Origin of the sequence: uncultured Lacinutrix sp. (assembly GCF_947500325.1) — a bacterium.
GTDB lineage: Bacteria > Bacteroidota > Bacteroidia > Flavobacteriales > Flavobacteriaceae > Lacinutrix.
Genome location: NZ_CANMRQ010000001.1, coordinates 398,897 through 419,852, shown reverse-complemented (window position 1 = coordinate 419,852; position 20,956 = coordinate 398,897). Strand labels below are relative to the sequence as shown.

Below are 20,956 nucleotides of genomic sequence, written 5' to 3'. Positions count from 1 at the left end.
AAACAGGTAATATAGTGTATAAATATGAAAATATTGATGTTTTAAAATTCTCTTATCTCGTATACATTTGTACTATAAATATTTAAAAAAACAGTATGAAAACAACAATCAAAAAAAGCATGTTAATTGTGACAACGTTAATAGCCACATTAAGTTATGCAACGAGCAACACGACTTCAAACAAAGATGGAGTATTAAACAATTTTACAATTAGCATTAAAGATGCTGTAAAAGGGCAACAATTATCAATTATTAATATTAATGGTATAATTATGTACAAAGAAGAGATTAAAAAAAATGGAATGTATTCTAAAACTTTCGATTTAACTTCTCTTCCAAATGGAAACTACTTCTTTGAATTAGACAAGGGCATAGAAATAACTACAACTCCATTTACAGTAACTTACAATAAGGTATTATTTAATAAAAATGAAGAAACTAAATTATATAAGCCTTTTGTAAGAGTTGAAAACAATTTTCTATATGTTTCACAATTATCTTTAAATAAAAACCCTTTAAAAATTGAGCTTTATTATAATGCACCAGAAAATGACAATTTTGAATTACTACTATCTGAAACAATTGATAATACTTTAGATATAGGAAGAGTCTATAAATTATCTAAAAAAGAAATTGGAAAATATAAAATAATATTAAAAACTGAAGGCAAAACTTTTGTTGAAAAAATCACACACTAAATTATTATGATATTTTTTAAATTTTAAAGGTGGGCTTTTTAAGCTCACCTTTCAATATTAAAAAAGCTTTAGTTGACCATCTTTATACTCTTCATGAAGCATTGTATTTAAACGCGGCATTCCTTTTTCTTTAAAATATTTTAATCGTGCTAATCTCACCAAATCATTAATTTGCTTTGCTATATTACCTTCACCTCGCATTCTAGTTCCATATCTAGAATCGTTTAAATTACCACCATGGCAATTTTCAATTTGATGCAATACTTTGTCTGCTCTATCTGGTAGTGCTTTTTTAATCCAATCGGTAAAAATTTCACCAATAGCACCGTTTAACCTTACAATGGTGTGTGCCATACTTAATGCACCAGCATTTGAAACGGCTTCTGCTAATGGCAATATTTCATGGCTATTTATTGAAGGTATAATTGGTGCTAACATTGCATTTACAGGAACACCATTATCACTTAATATTTTAATAGTTTCAAGACGTTTTGTACTTGTTGCAGTTCTTGGTTCTAATATTCGCCTAGTTTTTTCAGATAAAGAAGTGATTGATACATTAACACTTATTAAATTATCACTCGCAAGCGCTTTTACTAACTCCAAATCACGTAGAATTAATGCATTTTTTGTAATTATAGATACTGGATGTTTATATTTTAAAAAGATTTCTAGACATTGTCTAGTTATTTGAAATTGCTTTTCTGCAGGTTGATAGCAATCTGTGTTTCCAGACATTACTATTGTATTTGCTTTCCAACTTTTCTTCTTAAGTAAAGCCTCTAATAATTCTGGTGTATTTTTCTTTACCAAAATGCGACGTTCAAAATCTAAACCCGCACTGTACCCCCAAAACTCATGACTATTTCTTGCATAGCAATATATACAACCATGTTCGCAACCTTGATAAGCATTCATAGAATACGTCATGCCAACATCTGGACTAGTGACTTTATTTACTATGGTTTTTGGAAATGTTTCTAGATAAAGTGTTTTATTTTTATCGGCCGTTTCACCTTCTTTTTCACAAAATTCTAAAAAATCATCCCGTGTTTCGTGAGAAAGAGCAAAAAAACGGTTATGCGTATTTAATTGTGCGCCTCGCCCTTTAATAACATCTTTTTTAAACATATTTTGTAATTTTTTGTAAAATTACAAAATAAATAATTCTAAAAGCAACAAATACGCTTATGATATTAACAAAAAGTAGAATAGTTTACCCTACACAAATAATAAAAAGCCTCAATACAAATTGAGGCTAAGTATCTATTAAAGAAAATAATTTATTCAGTAACTGGCGTTACTGTATATCCTGCTTTTTTAAGTAAATTTATTACACCTTGATCTCCGCCCAAATGTCCACCACCAACAGCATAAAATACAGATTTATCTTTAGAATATTCTGCGAATTTTGGTATCCACTTATTATTTCTATCATCGAGAAATAATTTCATAGCCTCAATATCTCCTTCCATAAACTCATCCATATAATTATACATACCGTCTACATCTTCAGCCAAATATAAATCTAATAGTGTTTTATATGTTTCTGTATTCTTTTCTGGATCTTCAATCATTTCTACAAGAGTATCTAACTGCTCATCATATGGCTTAGCATCAAAAACTTTTACTTGATCTTTAAAAGTCTCCAAACCTTCCATGTCTTTACTTGCCTCTTTTGTCATTTGCATGAATGTCATTTCATAGCTTGCTAGTTGCTCTCCTAAAGCACTCGTCATAATAACAGACATAAGCATAAATGGCTTAAATTTATTATAGTTAGCCATACCAACTCCCGTCTTTTCTTTTAAGTAGTTATCTAACACAACATATTCATCATCATCTAAATAAGATTTTAACTCCTCACCTTCTTTTAAAAAAGAATGCTTCATAACCTCTGCAGAAAAACCAGTATCTGCCATATCTATTTCTAAAGCAACCTTATCACAGGCATCAAATGCCTTTTTTACTTTATCTGCTATTTTAAAATCTTTTTTTGGTAATAAATGAATCGTACCAAATAAATAAGACGTTTTTATACTATCGCCTTCTATTTTCCATAGATTCGTTTTTGTATTATCTTGAGCAATTACATTTCCAACAAATGTTATAGCTAAAATTAATGAGGATATAAGTTGTTTAAAATTTTTCATAATTATATTGTTTAAAGTATTAGTGTTTAAAATAAAATGTTTGTTACTGTTTCAATTACAAATCTTGCTATAGTTATCATAATTTTATTTTTTTAAAAAAGGAACTCTTGTATTAAATAGATAGAAATACCTATAAATAGACCTATGCAAAACTTGAGACCTTTGATTGTTTTTGTTGTTTTCATGATTATTTGTTTTAGATTGATTTACAAAGCAAATTACTTTCATAAAAAGCCTAAAAACAAGACAAGCAACCCGAGTTTTAGAAAAATAGGGATAAACAAAACCAAATTAACTCATTGGTATTTAGCTACTTATAAACGAATAAAAAGTAAGAAATTGAAAGAAAAGCTAAAACCCTATATTTATAAATTTAGGGGCACAAATACGCTTTTATGTTAAATTATTTAGCTGTTTTATAAAGAATGAAGGATTTAATCCTGTATGTTTTTTAAAATATTTAGTAAACGAATCTGAGCTTTTATAACCTAACTCTTCGGCTATAGATTGGATAGAATATCTTCTAAATTTTGCATCATCTTTCAATTTTAAAACAGCATAATTAATACGTAAATCATTGATATAAGTATTAAAGTTTTTTTGATAATGAGAATTAACAACTTTAGACAAATAAGATGTATTCGTTTTTATCTTTTTTGCAACATTATAAGAGTTACAGTCTTTATTTAAAAAGTACTCTTGGGTTTCTAGTTTTTCAAGCCCTTCAAGTATTTGGGTTTTAATTTCTATACTAATACTTTGAGAATTTTCTTCTCCTAAAATAACATCTTTTGTATCTACTATTTCCTGAGATACGTTTAATTTATTAAGAAGTGCTTCAAATTTTATTTCATTTTTCTTTTTTGTTTTATAAAATTTTAAAAGCAATAACAATAAACTTAAAATAATTAATATTGCTAACAATGAAGCATATTTAGCATATTTACTTTGCTTCATTTTTTCAATTCTAAGTTGCTCTAATTCCTTCTTAAAACCCTCTACTCGCTTTTGTTCAAAGCCATTATCAATTATATTATAAAGTGCTTTATTAGCATTGTACTTTGCCATATACTTTTCAAAATAAAGATTAGCATTTTCATAATCTCCAATTTCTTTGTAAGCATTAGCAATTAATTTATAATTATCATCATTGTTTTGATAAACAAGACTGTCTCTCTCTGTTATATTAATTGACGATTGCAAAATAGAAATGACTTTTTCATACTCTTTCCTTTTATAATATAAAGAAGCATAAGAATGCCGAACTTCCATTAAAACAATAGAGTTACCTATTATTTTACTTAAAGAATCTGACTTTTTAAGATATTTTAATGCAGTATCAAAGTCATTTTTTTGCGTATAAGCTATACCTAAATAATTATATAAACCTTGTAAGGAAAATTCATCATTATGTTTTTTCTTTTTTAACAAGCCTTGTTTAGCATATACAATTATAGAATCTGGCTGATTTAATTTACTATAAACCATAGCCTGAAGCATATCATTATGAGACGAATAGAAAGACTTAACACCATTCCCCACAAACCCTTCATCTAATAGCTTTTTACTCTCTTTAAGCAATTTAAGCGCCTCATTAGATTCACCTATTTGATCTTTAAAATAAGCCAAATTGTGTTTTAACGATATTACTTTATCTTTTAAATTATTGGCTTCTGCAGTTTTTAAAGCCTCAAAATAACTAGGCAAAACATTACCAAAATCACCTAGGTCTGAATAGGTGTTTCCTAAAGCAGTATATACTGTAACTAAAATTTCAGGATCATCTACATTACCAAGTAATGTTTTTGCTTTTAATTGTTGCTCAAGCGCCTTAGAAACATCGCCTAATACACGAAAAGAAGCTCCTTTTAAAGAGTGTGCTAAGCATTGTTTAGCAAAATCGTTTTGCTCTAATCCTTTTTTTAAAAGGTAATCACTATATAGTATTGCCTTATCTGGGTTAGATCTTATATTACTCTTAATTAATGTTTTTAGATTATTATAAGATACTGCTGAAAGTGTGTCCTTTTCCTGCGCATTTAGCGTTACAATAAAAAACAAGAAAAGGATTGGTATTCTCATCTATTAATAAAACAAAGAATTATTCATTATTTATATAGTTGGCAACTATTATTTTCCAGGGAAATCTGCTTTACGTTTTTCTAAAAACGCTGTTGTTCCTTCTTTAAAATCTTCGGTTCCAAAGCAATTTCCAAATTGTTCTATTTCTACATCAAAACCATTAATACCATCTTTATAATTTGCATTTACTGCTTTTATAGCTTTGCTAATGGCCACTGAAGAATTTCGTTTTATTTTACTAGCAATCTTCTCTGCTAAAGGGATTAATTCTTCTTGAGATACCACATGGTTTACTAAACCATAGTCTTTAGCTGTTTTAGCATCAATCATACCTGCTGTCATTACTAATTCCATTGCACGCCCTTTACCTACCAATTGTGGCAAACGTTGTGTTCCACCATAACCAGGAATTACCCCAAGCGAGACTTCTGGCAAACCCATTTTTGCATTATCACTAGCGACTCTAAAATGCGCAGCCATTGCCAATTCCAATCCACCTCCAAGAGCAAAACCATTAACAGCCGCAATAACAGGTGTTGATAAATTTTCAACAAAATCAAACAATAGCTCTTGCCCGTTAGCAGCTAATTTACCTCCATTTTCAACACTAAAATTTGCAAATTCACTAATATCTGCTCCAGCAACAAAAGCTTTATCACCAGCACCAGTAATAATAATGACTTTTGTTTCGGCATCTTTATCTGCTGCATCAAAAGCATTATGCAATTCTTCAATAGTAACCTTGTTTAAGGCATTTAATTTTGATGGTCTATTAATTGTTATAGTAGTAAGTCCGTTTTGGCTAACTGTAAGTATGTTTTCGTAGTTCATAATTTATATTTTGAAATAGATTTTAGTTGTCGCAAAAATAAAAGTATTATTTTTTTGGAAAAGCAACAGTAAATGTTGTGCCTTCTCCTTTTTGGGATACAAAGGTAATTGTTCCTTTATAAGTTTCTACAATATTTTTTACCATTGGCAACCCTAATCCCATTCCACTAGTTTTGGTTGTAAACTTTGGCTCGAATATTTTAGGTTTATTTTCTTCAGAAATACCTACTCCATTATCTAAAACTGTAATATTAACATTATCATTCTCTTCAAAAACGTTAACTACAATTTTAGGCGTATGCCCTTCAGAAATAGATTGAATAGCATTCTTAACTAAATTTGTAACTACACGAATTAACTGCGTTCTATCAAAAGTGGCAATTATCTCCTTTTTATCAGAGTGAAAAGTAATATAATTTTCATTAAAAATATCTAGCGCTAAATCCACTATTTCAACAACATTTAGTGTTTCATTTTTTTGTGCTGGCATTTTAGCAAAGTTCGAAAAAGCACCCGCAATTGCACTCATCGTGTCTATTTGCTGGATTAAAGTCTTACTATACTCATCTAATTTTTGATGTATATTTTCATCCAGTGGATTAAACTTTCTTTGAAAGCTTTGCACTGTTAATCGCATTGGAGTTAATGGGTTTTTAATCTCATGCGCAACTTGCTTTGCCATTTCTCGCCACGCTTGCTCTCTTTCACTAGTTGCTAACTGCACAGCACTTTCCTCTAACTCATCAATCATACTATTATAAGACTTAACGAGCATACTAATTTCCTCACTAGTATCACCAATTTCAATCTTCTTATTTCGCTTTTCTAAACGAGTGGAACTCATTTTTTCACTAATAGTTTGTAACGATTTAGTAATATATTTAGATACAAAAAAAGCCAATGCTACCGCAAATAACAGAACAAATAATGTTGTATATGTTAGACGCTCTATAAAAGCCTGAAGCTCTTTCGCTAAAAAATCATCCTTTTCTAAATAAGGCAAATTTAAAATAGCTAGATTCTTAAACTTTTGATCTGTGATATAATTATACGAAGACCTATAGGTATCATCTCCTTTTATTCTTTTTTCTTCAAAACGATGCTTAAAAGTGTTTAACAATGTATTTAAAACCTCTGCATCCAAACACCTTGATGACAATTCTGGTTTTAAATCTGATTTAGACGAGATAAGTAATCCTCCTTCTAAATCGTATAAGTTAATTTGAATGTTATGAACCTCTGCAACTTCTTGAATTTTATTTCTAAAAATAAGTGGAACATTTTCTGTAGTCACGGGATAAGTAGTTTCCCTAATAACAATGTCTAGATGGCTAATAATCGCTTTTTCTTTACGATCTAATCGATCTTTATTATAATCTTGCGCTTCTTTATCGTAATTATAATTTGCTACAACTGCAATTAGTATTGAAGATAATAACACTAACAATATCATTGCTATAAAAATACGAACACGTAAAGACAGTTTTTTTATTTTCATCTATTATTTTGTTGCATTAAATATAACAATAATCGCACCAAAGATTATTTAATTTCTATTCCTAAGCTTCAGGGTTTTTGTCTCGAATACGCTTATACAACTTAAACCCTAACATTAATAGAATACCTAAAATTAGAATTCCAACAACCCCAAAAATCCAATTAAAAGCATTTTTTAAGATGACTAAAAATATAACTGCAAACAGGATAAAAGTAGCGCCTTCGTTCCATAAACGCATAAAATTAGAACTTTTTATTACTACATTTTTTTGCAATTGCTTGTAATAAAAATGGGTTTTAATGTGATAGATAATAAGTAAAACAACAAAGCCTAACTTTACTTGCATCCAATCGTTTTTTATAAGATAGGGATTTAAATAAAACAGAGATATACCAAAAAGCACTGCTAAAATAGCTGATGGCCATGTGATAATATTCCATAATCGCTTTGCCATTAGCTTTAATTGTTTCCCTAAAATTTCTTTTTCAGGAGACGGTTTATAAAAAGCTTCTATTTGATAAACAAATAATCTTGGAATATAAAACAAACCAGCAAACCAAGTGATAACAAAAATAAGATGTAGTGATTTTATATAGTTATAATATTCCATAAAAGATTATGCTTCTACTTGCGTTTTAGACCATTCATTAATACGGTTTGCAAGAAATGCAACCCAATCTTTATTTACATTTAAACAAGAAACAGTACTAAAATCTTTTCCTCCTACTTCATGAAAAATCTCTTCACCTTCCATTGCGATCTCTTCTAACGTTTCTAAACAATCACTAACAAAAGCAGGAGTTACAATAGCCATTTTTTTAACACCTCTTTTTCCTAAACGCTCAATCGTTCTATCTGTATATGGTTGCAACCAAGGATCAAAACCTAGTCGCGATTGAAAAGAAGTTGAATATGTATTTTCTTTTAAATTAAGTTTTTCTGCTACTAATCTAGTTACTTCTTTACATTGATGTCTATAACAAAATTCATGAGCCTTACTTGCTGTTTCACAACAGCTACCATCTATTTTACAATGCGATTTAGTAATGTCACTTTTACGAATGTGACGTTCTGGAACGCCATGATAAGAAAATAGTAAATGCTCATAATCTTTACCTTTTAAATCATTCTTAATACTATTTGAAAGCACTTCAATATATTCTGGGTTGTTATAAAAAGCAGGAAGTGATTCTATTGTAATATCTGGAAAATAATCTTGCCTTACTTTTTCTGCTAAAACCAATATAGTTTCGGTTGTCGCCATAGCAAATTGAGGATACAACGGAATTAAAAACACCTCATTCACTCCTTTATCTACTAATTCCTGCAATCCTTTTTTAATAGTCATGCTACCATATCGCATAGCTAATGCAACTGGAAAATCTACTTGCTCTTGAACTTTGTCTTGAAGCTCTTCAGACAAAACAATTAATGGCGAACCGTTTTCCCACCAAATTTTTTTATACGCTTTGGCAGATGCTTTTGGCCGTGTATTTAGGATAATACCTTTAACAATCAATGTTCTTGCCCATAGTGGCACATCAATTACACGTTCATCCATTAAGAATTCACCTAAATATTTTTTTACATCTTTAGGTTCTGGACTATCTGGTGACCCTAAATTAACGAGTAGTACTCCTTTCATAGAAAAATTAAAATTTTTTCATTCTCAAAAAAATGAGAATTTCATCAAACTTCTTTAGGCAAAAATACAACTCTAATTCATATTAAACAGTAGATAAAAACGTTGTATATGTTATAAACACGTTAAAATTCCATATTTTACCAATGTTTTTTCGCTTAAATAAATATATTTATAACCCCAATATAATTTTCTATGCAAAAATATTTCATCATAATCACCTCACTTTTAGGTGTTTTGGTTTTTTCTCAAGAACAAGAACAGAGCTTACTTTGGGAAATCTCTGGAAATGGTTTGGAGAAATCGTCTTACATCTACGGCACCATGCATGTTAGTAAAAAAGTGGCTTTTAGATTAGATGATATTTTTTTTGATGCTTTAGAAAACAGCGAATCAATTGCTTTAGAAAGTGATCCCGCAACATGGCTAGATCATAATTATGAAAACGCAATTATCTCTCCACAAAATTACAAAAACACATACAGGCAAGGCTTTTACTCTTCTCTTTTTAACTTTGAAAAACCAGAAGAATTAATGATAAGGAGCGCTATTAGATCTGATAATAGAATGATTAATGGTTATTTATATAGAAAAGACTCAAATTCAGATAATTTTGAAGAAGAAACCTACTTAGATATGTTTATTTATCAAGCAGGAAAAAAGAAAAGCAAACCCATAATTAGCCTTGAAGACCTAGATGAAGCCCAATACTTAACTTCTAAAGCCAGAAGTAATGCTTATAAGAAAAAAATGGACCCATGGTTAGTAGAAATTTATGAGAAAGAAAGCCCATATTTAGTTCAAGAAAACACATATAGAGAGCGTAATTTAAACCTTCTAGATTCTATTGGCGAAGCTTCAAATACAAATTTCTTTAGAGAAAACATGTTGTTTATTAGGAACGATAATATGACAACAGTATTAGATTCTGTAATTCGTAAACAAACCGTTTTTGCTGGTGTTGGAGCTGCGCATTTACCTGGAGAAAAAGGCATGTTAAATTTACTTCGAAAAAAGGGATATAAAGTTAAACCATTAATTTCTGGTCAAACACAAAGAGCTATAACTGCTAAACAAAGCCTTGAAGACTTTATTGCTAAACCACAGCTAAAGCAAGTTTCCACTCAAGATGGATTTTTAACATTAAATAGTTTTACCGGTTTAAAAACATTTTTTTACAACGGAAATAAATTTACTGTCTCTCCAGATATGACTAACGGCGCCTATTTAACTATTAGTCGCTTTAATTTATTTGAATATTTACCTCATGAAGAAGAGATTTCTTTAGAGCGACTAGACAACTTTCTTTTTGAAGATATTCCTGGTGATATTATATCTAAAACAAAAATTAAGACTCCTTTTCCTGGCATAAGTATTCTTAATAAAACTAAAAAGGGTGATTACCAAAAATATCATATATATAAAACACCTTTAGAACTTATCATTATTAAATTTGGTGGGCCAAAAGATTATGTTTTAAATTATGAAAAAGCTATTTTTAGTTCGATTGTATTTAAAACACCTTCAAAAAAAATAGAAACCTTTATTTCTCCATATGAAAAATATCAAGTAGACATTCCATCTTTTAATATCGCAGATAATTTAACTAATCCCGGTAATAAATTAATTCAAGGTTCAATTGGAGACGATTTTTATTTTCTAAAAGAATCTGTAAATCAAGACATAAGATATATAGAGGAAGATGCTTTTGAAGCAAAATATAGTATTGAAAATTTATACAAGGAACTCGAAATAGATGATACTATGACAGGACGTTTTGCAGAAGGTCCTTATAAAACATATGTTGCCTCTGCTCGCAGAGATACTTCTTCATCTAGAATTCACATTAAAAGCATTGTTAAAGATGGTAGTTACTATTTTCTAGGTTATGCAGGTAAAGACAAATATAAAGCGAACATATTTTTCAATTCTTTTAAATTTAGAGATACAAATTATACTGGGTTCGAAAAAACCACAGACACTTCATTACATTTTACTGTACTAACTAATACAAAACCTATAGGGTCATCCTATTATAATTACAGGAGAAAAAAAGCAAAAACGTATGAAGCTGAAAACAAAACCACAACATATTTTTCTAAAGCTAATGAACGTGTTTTTGTAAGCAGAACTAAGTTTCATGATCTTCAAATGTTTAAAAACATTGATAGTTTATGGAGTGATGTTGAGCATTTTAGAAAAGGCAAGTTTTCTAAGAAAAAAGACAATGAATTTATCATATCAAATAAGAAAAAAGAAAAGAAAGGTGATACATATAGCTATTCTTATACTCTAAAAGATTCTTTGAGTACCAAAGCAATTTTAGTAAAAAATATCTTAAAAAAAGGAACACTATTTCAGCTTAAAACACTAACAGATACTATTGCAAATCCATCAGATTTTATAACAAACTTTTACAAAACTTTCACGCCTTTAGATACTTTATTAGGTGAAAATGTCTTTAAAGATAAAACTAAGAAATTTTTTACTGCGCTTAAAGCAGACGACAGTATTGTAATGAAAAGCTATAATCTAGTAAAGTTTGATAAAAGTCATACAAACGAAATTATTGAAACAATTAAAACATTTGATTTTCCTGAAAACAAAGAAGACATAAAAGTAGACCTTATTCTAGCATTATCTGACATAGACGATCCTAAAATTACTCCTTTTTTAAAATCTCTATATGAAGATTCTTATTCAGACCCAGAAATTCAAACTTCAATTCTAAAATCATTATTAAACAGAAAAGAAAAGAAAGCCTACAAAGACTTCTTAGACCTTTTAAGTAAAGATTTGCCTCTAGAGAAGTATGGTGTAAAATCACTTTTCTATAGCTATAAAGATTCTTTAGAACTTAAAAAAAACTTATTCCCAGAACTTTTAGAATACACCACAATTCAAGAATATAAAGAACCTATATATAAACTATTAGCAACTTTAAAGGATAGCAGTTTATTAAAACCTAAAGACTATAAAAGATATAAAAAGTCTATTATTAATGATGGAAAAATAGAAGTTAAACGAAGTTTAAGTGAAACTTCTGGATATAAATCTAGGCAAAGTTCACTATATAATTATGTAAAACTTATTTTCCCTTTTAGAACAGAAACTTCTGCAAAAAATTTCTTTGACAAACTCTTAGACAGTGATAACGCTAAGGCTTTGACAACCTATTACGTAATGCTTGAAGGTGCCAAAGAAGTAATACCTGAAAAACTAATAAAGAAAACAGTACTTGATTACAAAAACCAAGCTTTATTGGTCGATAAGTTATATAATAATGATTTAAAAGACGCTTATTTATTAAGAGCAATAAGTCAAGAACAATATGCAAACTCATACTTATTTAGTGATATCAAAATTGAAAAAGGAAGAGACTCTATTTCTTTTTTAGCCGAAAAAACTTTTGAAACTGATAATAATAAAAAAGGAACAATTTATTTTTATATCCTCCATAAGAAAAATGAATATAATGACAGAAAGAAACTGTACTATGCTGCCTTTTTAAAACCTCAAAAACAAGGAGAACTACAAACAGAACTCTATTACAAATCCGGCTATAGTGGTATTTACATGAATGAAAATGACAAAGAAGAAGATTTAATTAAAGAAGCTCTAGAATTAGTTAAACACAAAACTAGAAAGCGAATTAACAGGTAATAAATTAAACTATTGACTGTACGTATTTCTTTGGTGTTGTGCCATACTTCTTTTTAAAAGCGGCTATAAAGTGACTTGAAGTACTATATCCAACTTTTAATCCAACCTCATTAACATTATGTTCACCAGATTCTAATAGTTTTCTAGCAAATTCCATTTTATAATCAAACAAAAAACTAAACACACTATCTCCATAAATTTGTTTAAAACCTTCTTTCAATTTTTTAAGTGTCAAACCTATTTCATCAGATAGTTCCTGTAAACTTGGAGGCTCAGCCATTCTAGATATTACAATGTCTTTGGCTTTTCTAATTTTCAAAACATTAGATTCGTCTACTAAAAAAGGACACTGTTCAATATTAGCCTCTTCACTTCTATTAAAATATAAACTTAATATTTCGTAGGCCTTAGCTTTAAAATATATGTTTTTTATAGATTGATTTAAATTATAATTAACTAGTTGATTTAATGCAATAGCCATAGAAGGAGATATCTTTCCGTCCTTATAGTATTTTTTATCACGATTATCTTCACTTAAAAAAGTAATATAATCTGCCTCTTGAGAGAATAACCCATGAAATTTTTTAATAGAGATAATTACAGAAACTAACCACGAATTTGGCTGAACATCTAAATGAATTGGTAAATCGCGTTGAGGATTATACAATAATAATGATGTTTCTTCAGCAACATTTAATGTGTAATTTCCATTGTTAAAATTGAATTTACTTTCTCCTTTTAAACAAAAATGAAATTGAATAAAACTACTATCTATTTCTCGATCTATAACCTTAACTTCCTCAGAATCATTTTGGTGCGTTAAAATAAAAACACCATCATCTGCCCTAGTTTCTATAAAAAAACCTTTAGCGACATTTTTTGTCATTTTATTTTCCGAATTCATAGTTTTCTTATTTAGATTTGTTCTAAACTGCAATATACAAAATCCTGTTAAACACAACAAATATAATACTTTAGAGATTTTACACACAAAAACAACGCTAAAAAACCCTAAACGATACTAATAGTTCTTTTAGCGTTACTTTTTAGATAATGCACCACTTATTTTTGCATTCGTCAGGATTTAAATCTACTAATGCAACAATATCATATCTCAAAAGGTACAACGTTTTACGCCATTGGCTTAAGTTATAAAAAAGCTGATGCCGAGATTCGTGGTCATTTTAGTCTGAGTGAAGAAGCAAAAGTAAACTTACTTCATCAAGCTAAATCTAATGGTATAGAAAGTTTAATTGTAACCTCTACTTGTAATAGAACAGAAATTTTTGGTTTTGCAGAACATCCTTTTCAACTTATTCAACTGCTTTGCGATAACACAAAAGGAACGGTAGAAGAATTCCAACAAGTAGCATATGTATATAAAAATAAAGATGCTATTTCACATATGTTTCGTGTAGGTTCTGGTTTAGACAGCCAGATTTTAGGCGATTTTGAAATTATTAGTCAGTTAAAAACAGCTGCACGTATATCTAAAAAACATGATTTATTTAATCCGTTTATTGAGCGTTTAGTAAATGCCGTTATCCAAGCAAGTAAGCGTATTAAAACAGAAACAGAAATCTCATCAGGTGCAACTTCGGTTTCATTTGCTTCTGTCCAATATATCATGAAACATATTGAAAATGTTTCAGAAAAAAATATTTTATTATTTGGAACTGGTAAAATTGGTAGAAACACATGCGAAAACCTAGTTAAGCATACAAAAAATGAGCACATAACTCTTATCAATAGAACAAAAGATAAAGCCGAAGCAATAGCAGGTAAATTTAACCTCATCGTAAAAGATTACGCAAATCTTCAAGAAGAAATAAACGCTTCAGATATTTTAATTGTAGCCACTGGAGCACAGAATCCAACCATTGATAAACACATTATACAATCTAAAAAAGACTTACTAATTTTAGATTTATCAATTCCTAAAAATGTAAATAACAATGTTTCAGAACTAGGTAATGTTAAACTTATCCATTTAGATGATTTATCACAAATTACAGATGAAACATTAGAAAAAAGGAAACAGCATATTCCGTTAGCAGAAAGTATTATTGATGAAGTAAAAATGGAATTTAGTAGCTGGTTAGAAACCAGAAAGTTTGCTCCTACCATAAAGGCTTTAAAAAGTAAGCTGCAAGACTTTAAAAATGCCGAATTAGATACGCAACGTAAAAAAATCACTAATTTTAATGAGGAACAAGCCGAATTAATTAGTAATAAACTTATTCAAAAAATAACAAATCACTTCGCTCATCATTTAAAAGACGAAGCGGTTTCTACAAATGATAGCCTGGAACTTATTCAAAAAGTATTTCAGTTAGAACCAACAAAAAATGTCTAAAATAATAAGAATTGGTACTCGCGATAGCGAGTTAGCGCTTTATCAAGCCAATGCCGTAAAACAACAATTAGAACATTTAGGTCATAAAACAGAACTTGTTCCTGTAAAATCTACAGGCGACATTGTTTTAGATAAGCCTCTCTATGAATTAGGAATTACTGGTATTTTTACACGTACGTTAGATATTGCTATGTTAAATGGCGATATAGATATTGCCGTACATTCTCTAAAAGATGTACCTACTCTTTTACCTAAAGGTATAATACAAGCAGCCGTTTTAAAACGAGGCAATGTACGTGACACATTGGTTTATAAAACAACAGAAGAGTTTTTAGGAGCGCGTGACGCTGTTATTGCCACAAGTAGCTTACGAAGAAAAGCACAATGGTTAAATCGCTACCCAACACACACCATTGAAGATATTCGAGGCAATGTGAACACTCGCTTACAAAAACTAGATAGCACCGAGCATTTTAACGCTGCTATTTTTGCTGCTGCAGGCATAGGCCGCTTAGGTTTACGTCCAGAAACTGCGGTAAATTTAGAATGGATGGTTCCAGCTCCAGCGCAAGGCGCTATTATGGTAGCTGCTTTAGAAGATGACGAAGAAACACAAGTAATTTTAAAAGAAATTAACCACGAAGAAACAGAAACTTGTACGCAAATAGAACGTGAGTTTTTAAATCGTTTAGAAGGCGGTTGTACTGCTCCAATTGGTGCTTTATGTTATATAAAAGACGAAGAAGTTAACTTTGAAGGCGTTTTATTAAGCCCAAACGGAAGCAAAAAAATAACTGTTAAACGTGTTAAAAAACTAGGAGAACATGGAGATTTAGCAGAATGGTGTGCTAACTATGTTATTGAAAAAGGTGGCAAACGTTTAATGGATAACATTAAACAGTCGGCTAAGCAAACAAATATATATTCTACAAAATCTCTCACTGAAGATCAGCGCTTATTATTTCATGAAAAGGTAGTGACAGAAAGTAGTGACTTTATTAAAATTAGTTTGAATCGTATTCCTCCTAGACATCTAAAGAATGAGGTAGAGAACGTTGTTATTACTAGTAAAAATGCAGTTGAAGCTTTACTCACAAATTTTTCCCCTATAGAATTACAATTTAAAAACATATACTGTGTTGGTCGACGTACAAAACGACTAGTAGAGAATAGAATAGGAAAAGTTAAACACAGTGAAAAGAATGCTAAAAAACTGGCAGAATATCTTGTTGAGTTTATGGAAGGCAGTGAAGTTTCTTATTTCTGTAGCGATTTAAGGTTAGATGATTTACCAACTATTCTAGAAGAAAACAATATAAAAGTTACAGAAATTGAAGCTTACCAAACAAAATTTGATAGTGTAAAAATCGATAACAATGTTGAAGGCGTTATGTTTTATAGCCCATCTACGGTAAAAAGTTTTAAGCAAGAAAACACAGTTGAAGACAATACTATTGCTTTTTGCATAGGAGAAACTACAGCAAAAGAAGCTAGTAGACATTTTAAAGATATTAGAATTGCAAAACTACCAACAGTAGAGAGTGTAATTGAGTTAGTAAATGAACATTACGTTTAAAAGTATGATAAAGAACGATTTATTTTTAAGAGCATTAAAGGGAGAAACAATAAATCGTCCACCAGTATGGATGATGCGTCAAGCTGGACGTTACTTACCGGAATTTATGGAAATCAAAGCTAAATACGATTTCTTTACTCGTTGTCAAACACCAGAATTAGCAAGTGAAATTACGGTGCAACCTATTCGTAGATATGGAATGGATGCAGCTATCTTATTTAGTGATATTTTAGTAATTCCTCAAGCAATGAATATCGAGGTGCAAATGAAACCAAATTTTGGGCCTTATTTACCAAATCCTGTGCGTTCTCAAAAAGATGTTGATAATGTCATCGTACCAGACGTAAAAGAGTCTTTAAATTACGTTTATGAAGCTATTAAAGCTACAAAAGAAAAACTAAATAATGAAGTACCTTTAATTGGTTTTGCAGGTTCTCCATGGACAATATTATGTTACTGTGTTCAAGGTCAAGGCAGTAAAAATTTTGATAAAGCCAAAGAATTTTGTTTTACTAATCCTATTGCTGCTCACCAATTACTGCAAAAAATCACAGACACTACTATTGCTTACTTAAAGGAAAAAGTAAAAGCGGGAGTTAATGCTGTACAAGTATTCGATTCTTGGGGAGGCATGTTATCTCCAGTAGATTACCAAGAGTTTTCTTGGAAATATATTCAACAAATAATAGATGCCTTAAAAGACGAGACTCCAGTTATAGCCTTTGGTAAAGGTTGTTGGTTTGCGCTTAATGAAATGTCAAAATCTGGAGCTGCTGCTTTAGGTGTAGATTGGACATGCTCGGCTCGTAATGCACGTTATTTAACTGGAGGAAACATTACACTGCAAGGTAATTTTGATCCTACTAGATTATTCTCACCACCAAGTGAAATTAAAAAAATGGTACACCAAATGATTAATGAATTTGGCAAAGACAAATACATTGTAAACTTAGGTCATGGTATTTTACCTAACATTCCACTTGATAATGCTAAAGCATTTATAGATGCGGTAAAAGAATATAAAGTCTAGTTAATTGATTACTTTATTGTAACATTAAAGTAATTTTTACGTCTTGTTTTGTTGTAAAATCAATACATTTATTACAACAATACCAAAAGATGATAAAAAATATTTTAAATGGCATTAAAGCCTATACAGGAACCTTTGCATTAATTTCTAAATTAAATCTTTGGAAATACTTCTTAATCCCAATAGTAATTAGCGTTGTAACAGCTATTATTATTGGATTATCTGCATATGGACTATCTGATAATATTGGTGATTTTATAGCTAGAATATGGCCTTGGGAAACAGGAAAAGAAACCTTTACTGCTATTTCAAGTTTTATTGGAGCAATTATAGTACTAGCTGTTGGACTTATATTATATAAGCATATTATTATGGCTTTATCTGCGCCGTTTATGAGTCCTGTTTCCGAAAAAATAGAAACACATTTAACTGGTATAGAAAAACATCAACATAGAAAAACATCCTTTAAAGAACAATTAGCCAGAGGCATTCGAATGAATGTTAGAAACCTAGGCAAAGAATTATTAATTACATTACCTCTACTTTTACTTAAATTTATTCCTGTTGTTAATATATTTTCTACAGGTTTATTATTTTTAGTTCAAGCTTACTATGCTGGGTTTGGTAATATAGATTACACTTTAGAACGTCATTTTAAATACAACGAAAGCGTTCGATTTGTAAGAAAGCACCGTGGTGTTGCCATTGGCAATGGTATTGTTTTTATGCTATTCTTATTGATTCCTGTCGTTGGTATTATTTTAGTTTTACCCATGAGCGTAACTGCAGCTTCGTTAAAAACTGTGGAAATTTTAAAGTCTGAAGATTTATTGTCTTCAAAACAACTTACAGTATAATGGTAATAAAATTTGATTCATATTACATAGATAAAATCCAAGAAAAAGACGCTTGGAAACTTTGTGATTTTATGATTATAAATCAAGATCGATTTAAACGTTATTTCCCTAAAACCCTAGAACAAAACTTAACACCAACATTATCTAAACTATTTGCTGAAAAAAAAGTAAAAAAATTCAACTTAAAAGAAGAGTTTTTATTTACGGTTAAAGAAAAAGAAACAGATGCCTTAGTTGGTTTGATTTATATTAAAGAATTAGATTGGACTATAAAACAAGGTGAATTTGCCTATTGTATTGGTTACCAGTTTGAAGGCAAAAGTATAACAAGCACAGCTGTTAAAGAACTTTCAAAGTATGCCTTTGAAGTTTTAGGAATAGAAACATTACAAATTATTGCTCATAAAGACAATACCTCTAGTGTAAAGGTCGCATTGAATAATAGCTTTATATGGCAAAAAACCTTAAAAGAAGAATTTACTCCAACTGGTGAAAAACCATTAGATATGGAGTTATATGAATTGTATAAATAAATCACTAATGAAGATTATTACTTAAAATCACAATTATATTTAGTCACCTTTTTTTTGCTGTTTAGCTACATATAACATACCCTAGTCCCTTTTTTTTCGTATATAAATTGTTTTTAATTAACTTAACATTATTAAAAATAATTCAACTTAAAATAGCGGGTTTATGTTTCAAGAAATACAAAGTCAAGTTTACATAGGAGATAAATTAATTCCAATATTTAAAAGCCTCGTTTTATCTCAAGAAATAGATGCACATCATGATTTTAAAATGGTCTGCAGAAAAGATACTCTTGAATCTACATCTAAAGAAATATTTGGTGAAAGCAAGAGTTTCCTTGGTGAAAAATTTATTCTAATACTTAATGAAAATGAGAGTTCAACAAATAAAAAATTATTACGTTTTAAAGGTGTTGTTACCGCTATAAACAGTAGTAGAGGACTTTACTATGGTGATGGCGATTTAATTGAAGTTAAAGGAAAAAGCACTAGTATTATTTCGGATGACGGACCGCATCTATCTTCTTTTATGGATAATAGTTTAAATGAAATTATTAATAAAGCCTTTAAGGATTATGACAAATCTCTACTAGAGATTAAAATCACACCCGAAAATAAGGATCTAATACATTATAGTGTACAACAAAATGAAAGCGCTTTTAAATATGTTAGCCGTTTAGCTGCTCAGTATGGTGAATGGTTTTATTATGATGGTATGAAACTTATTTTTGGAGAATCTCCAAAAAGAGACATCGTAAAATTAAATTATGGTTCAGATTTAATGAATCTGTCCGTAAATTTAGAACCAGTTCCTAATAACTTTAAATATATAACAAACGATTATTTTACAAACTCGTTTCACGAAACAAAAACGCAAGAAATAACATCCGATTTAAATGGAGAACATGAATTATTAAGAAAGAAATCTCAAAGATTATACCCAAAAGAAACACAGGTTTTTGTGAATGCTTATGATGATCCGATGATGAAACCAAGAATGGATGAGCAAATTAGAAAACAAAAATTAGCCCGTGAAGCAAGTCAAATAAAAGTCACTGGTAAAAGTTATAATTCTGGTGTTCAAATTGGTAGTATTATAGAAATAGACGGCAAAGACTCTCACTATGGCAACTATAGAATTACTAAAGTTACCCATAATATTAGTAATGGAAATTATGAAAATAGTTTTGAAGCTATACCAGAAAACGTAAAAGTATACCCAAAAACCTCAGTGTCTTCATTTCCTAAAAGTAAATCTCAAACAGCAGTAATTGTAAACAATAACGACCCAGATGGCTTAGGTCGCGTACAAGTACAATACCCTTGGCAAAAACCATTAGGAGAAACAACTCCTTTTATTCGATTAAGTAGCACTGCTGCAGGAGCTGGACAAGGTTTTTTTATGGTTCCAGAAATAGGTGACGAAGTAATAGTTGGCTACGAAGGCGGAAATGCAGAAAGCCCAATTGTACAAGGTAGTTTATACAATGCATCATCAGTTCCTGAAAGTTTTAAAAGTGGAAATAACCATTTAAAAGCAATAAAAACAAGAAGTGGAAATCAATTAACACTTAACGATGCAGATGGTAGCGTCACTATAGCTGATCCAAGCGGAAATACTATTGTAATGGGTGGTAATGGAGAAATAACAATTAATGCGCCTAATAAAATCACGTTTTCTTCTACAGATATTGCTATAGAAGCTAGTAATAACTTAACCATAAATGCAGGTAGTAACATAGCAGCTAGTGCAGGTAGTAATTTTAGTGCAAATGCAGCTTCAAATATGAGTTTAGATGGTGCTAGTAATTTTAGCGCCAGTGGCGGTTCTAAAGCTTCATTAAAAGGAAAAACGACTTCAATTAGTGGAAAACGTATTTCTATAACGGCTTCTGTGATGGCAAACATACAAGCTGGAGTGGCATTATCTTTAGCTTCTTTAGGCATAGGAATTATGGCTGGAGCAGCCGCAAAAATTTTTGGAAGTAAGGTGAAAGTTAATGGTGGGAAAGTCGAAATTAATAACTAAATAGTGATATA

16 protein-coding genes are annotated in these 20,956 nt (G+C 30.1%); 8 read left to right on the top strand and 8 right to left on the bottom strand.

From position 1 onward, the window contains the following. Positions 1 to 95: 95 nt before the first annotated feature. Positions 96 to 698 carry a hypothetical protein gene (locus Q0997_RS01950; RefSeq protein ID WP_299883906.1) on the top strand — a complete coding sequence of 201 codons (603 nt, stop codon included), beginning with the start codon at positions 96 to 98 and terminating at the stop codon, positions 696 to 698. Between the two features lie 57 nt (positions 699 to 755). Here the strand turns inward: Q0997_RS01950 and Q0997_RS01945 are convergent, their stop codons facing one another. The 7 genes from Q0997_RS01945 to hemH form a co-directional block, all read right to left on the bottom strand. Further along, entirely contained in the window at positions 756 to 1,829 is a 1,074-nt protein-coding gene (locus Q0997_RS01945) for a PA0069 family radical SAM protein (protein WP_299883905.1), read from the bottom strand. Positions 1,830 to 1,981: 152 nt separating this feature from the next. Continuing rightward, positions 1,982 to 2,851, bottom strand: a complete 870-nt coding sequence (locus tag Q0997_RS01940; RefSeq protein ID WP_299883903.1) for a TraB/GumN family protein — start codon at positions 2,849 to 2,851, stop codon at positions 1,982 to 1,984. A gap of 393 nt (positions 2,852 to 3,244) precedes the next feature. Further along, on the bottom strand, positions 3,245 to 4,933 hold the full coding sequence (locus tag Q0997_RS01935; RefSeq protein WP_299883901.1) for a helix-turn-helix domain-containing protein: 1,689 nt from the start codon (positions 4,931 to 4,933) through the stop codon (positions 3,245 to 3,247). Between the two features lie 48 nt (positions 4,934 to 4,981). Beyond that, a complete protein-coding gene (locus Q0997_RS01930; RefSeq protein WP_299883899.1) occupies positions 4,982 to 5,764 on the bottom strand; it encodes an enoyl-CoA hydratase-related protein in 783 nt (260 codons plus the stop codon). A 46-nt stretch (positions 5,765 to 5,810) separates the two neighbouring features. Continuing rightward, complete coding sequence (locus Q0997_RS01925; RefSeq protein WP_299883897.1) at positions 5,811 to 7,262, bottom strand: ATP-binding protein; 1,452 nt, start codon at positions 7,260 to 7,262, stop codon at positions 5,811 to 5,813. Between the two features lie 61 nt (positions 7,263 to 7,323). Further along, positions 7,324 to 7,872 (bottom strand): CopD family protein, encoded by a 549-nt coding sequence (locus tag Q0997_RS01920; protein WP_299883895.1) that lies wholly within the window; start codon positions 7,870 to 7,872, stop codon positions 7,324 to 7,326. Between the two features lie 6 nt (positions 7,873 to 7,878). Further along, on the bottom strand, positions 7,879 to 8,907 hold the full coding sequence (gene hemH, locus Q0997_RS01915) for a ferrochelatase (RefSeq protein WP_299883893.1): 1,029 nt from the start codon (positions 8,905 to 8,907) through the stop codon (positions 7,879 to 7,881). Positions 8,908 to 9,099: 192 nt separating this feature from the next. Here hemH and Q0997_RS01910 point away from each other — a divergent pair, with 192 nt between their 5' ends. Next, positions 9,100 to 12,567, top strand: coding sequence for a TraB/GumN family protein (locus Q0997_RS01910; RefSeq protein WP_299883891.1), 3,468 nt, complete (start codon positions 9,100 to 9,102; stop codon positions 12,565 to 12,567). A 4-nt stretch (positions 12,568 to 12,571) separates the two neighbouring features. Here Q0997_RS01910 and Q0997_RS01905 read toward each other — a convergent pair whose 3' ends face one another. Further along, positions 12,572 to 13,471 (bottom strand): helix-turn-helix transcriptional regulator, encoded by a 900-nt coding sequence (locus tag Q0997_RS01905; protein WP_299883889.1) that lies wholly within the window; start codon positions 13,469 to 13,471, stop codon positions 12,572 to 12,574. A 192-nt stretch (positions 13,472 to 13,663) separates the two neighbouring features. Between Q0997_RS01905 and hemA the strand changes: the two genes are divergently transcribed. The 6 genes from hemA to Q0997_RS01875 all read left to right on the top strand — a co-directional run bounded on the left by hemA (position 13,664) and on the right by Q0997_RS01875 (position 20,945). After that, the gene (gene hemA / locus Q0997_RS01900; protein WP_299883887.1) at positions 13,664 to 14,923 is read left to right on the top strand and encodes a glutamyl-tRNA reductase; all 1,260 of its coding nucleotides are present in this window, start codon (positions 13,664 to 13,666) and stop codon (positions 14,921 to 14,923) included. After that, positions 14,916 to 16,499: a hydroxymethylbilane synthase gene (gene hemC / locus Q0997_RS01895; protein ID WP_299883885.1), complete on the top strand. Its 1,584-nt coding sequence runs from the start codon at positions 14,916 to 14,918 to the stop codon at positions 16,497 to 16,499. Before hemA ends, hemC begins: the two co-directional genes overlap by 8 nt. A gap of 4 nt (positions 16,500 to 16,503) precedes the next feature. Continuing rightward, positions 16,504 to 17,529 (top strand): uroporphyrinogen decarboxylase, encoded by a 1,026-nt coding sequence (gene hemE, locus Q0997_RS01890; protein ID WP_299883882.1) that lies wholly within the window; start codon positions 16,504 to 16,506, stop codon positions 17,527 to 17,529. 89 nt (positions 17,530 to 17,618) lie between these two features. Then, positions 17,619 to 18,386 (top strand): EI24 domain-containing protein, encoded by a 768-nt coding sequence (locus tag Q0997_RS01885; protein WP_299883880.1) that lies wholly within the window; start codon positions 17,619 to 17,621, stop codon positions 18,384 to 18,386. Beyond that, complete coding sequence (locus Q0997_RS01880) at positions 18,386 to 18,919, top strand: GNAT family N-acetyltransferase (RefSeq protein WP_299883878.1); 534 nt, start codon at positions 18,386 to 18,388, stop codon at positions 18,917 to 18,919. The genes Q0997_RS01885 and Q0997_RS01880 overlap by 1 nt, the downstream gene beginning before the upstream one ends. A gap of 163 nt (positions 18,920 to 19,082) precedes the next feature. Continuing rightward, the gene (locus tag Q0997_RS01875; RefSeq protein ID WP_299883876.1) at positions 19,083 to 20,945 is read left to right on the top strand and encodes a phage baseplate assembly protein V; all 1,863 of its coding nucleotides are present in this window, start codon (positions 19,083 to 19,085) and stop codon (positions 20,943 to 20,945) included. The last annotated feature ends 11 nt before the right edge of the window (positions 20,946 to 20,956 follow it).

What these genes read in the sequence shown, in the direction of transcription:
- Q0997_RS01950 (WP_299883906.1), top strand. Translation starts at nt 96, where the DNA reads ATGAAAACAACAATCAAAAAAAGCATGTTAATTGTGACAACGTTAATA.
- Q0997_RS01945 (WP_299883905.1), bottom strand. Translation starts at nt 1,829, where the DNA reads ATGTTTAAAAAAGATGTTATTAAAGGGCGAGGCGCACAATTAAATACG.
- Q0997_RS01940 (WP_299883903.1), bottom strand. Translation starts at nt 2,851, where the DNA reads ATGAAAAATTTTAAACAACTTATATCCTCATTAATTTTAGCTATAACA.
- Q0997_RS01935 (WP_299883901.1), bottom strand. Translation starts at nt 4,933, where the DNA reads ATGAGAATACCAATCCTTTTCTTGTTTTTTATTGTAACGCTAAATGCG.
- Q0997_RS01930 (WP_299883899.1), bottom strand. Translation starts at nt 5,764, where the DNA reads ATGAACTACGAAAACATACTTACAGTTAGCCAAAACGGACTTACTACT.
- Q0997_RS01925 (WP_299883897.1), bottom strand. Translation starts at nt 7,262, where the DNA reads ATGAAAATAAAAAAACTGTCTTTACGTGTTCGTATTTTTATAGCAATG.
- Q0997_RS01920 (WP_299883895.1), bottom strand. Translation starts at nt 7,872, where the DNA reads ATGGAATATTATAACTATATAAAATCACTACATCTTATTTTTGTTATC.
- hemH (WP_299883893.1), bottom strand. Translation starts at nt 8,907, where the DNA reads ATGAAAGGAGTACTACTCGTTAATTTAGGGTCACCAGATAGTCCAGAA.
- Q0997_RS01910 (WP_299883891.1), top strand. Translation starts at nt 9,100, where the DNA reads ATGCAAAAATATTTCATCATAATCACCTCACTTTTAGGTGTTTTGGTT.
- Q0997_RS01905 (WP_299883889.1), bottom strand. Translation starts at nt 13,471, where the DNA reads ATGAATTCGGAAAATAAAATGACAAAAAATGTCGCTAAAGGTTTTTTT.
- hemA (WP_299883887.1), top strand. Translation starts at nt 13,664, where the DNA reads ATGCAACAATATCATATCTCAAAAGGTACAACGTTTTACGCCATTGGC.
- hemC (WP_299883885.1), top strand. Translation starts at nt 14,916, where the DNA reads ATGTCTAAAATAATAAGAATTGGTACTCGCGATAGCGAGTTAGCGCTT.
- hemE (WP_299883882.1), top strand. Translation starts at nt 16,504, where the DNA reads ATGATAAAGAACGATTTATTTTTAAGAGCATTAAAGGGAGAAACAATA.
- Q0997_RS01885 (WP_299883880.1), top strand. Translation starts at nt 17,619, where the DNA reads ATGATAAAAAATATTTTAAATGGCATTAAAGCCTATACAGGAACCTTT.
- Q0997_RS01880 (WP_299883878.1), top strand. Translation starts at nt 18,386, where the DNA reads ATGGTAATAAAATTTGATTCATATTACATAGATAAAATCCAAGAAAAA.
- Q0997_RS01875 (WP_299883876.1), top strand. Translation starts at nt 19,083, where the DNA reads ATGTTTCAAGAAATACAAAGTCAAGTTTACATAGGAGATAAATTAATT.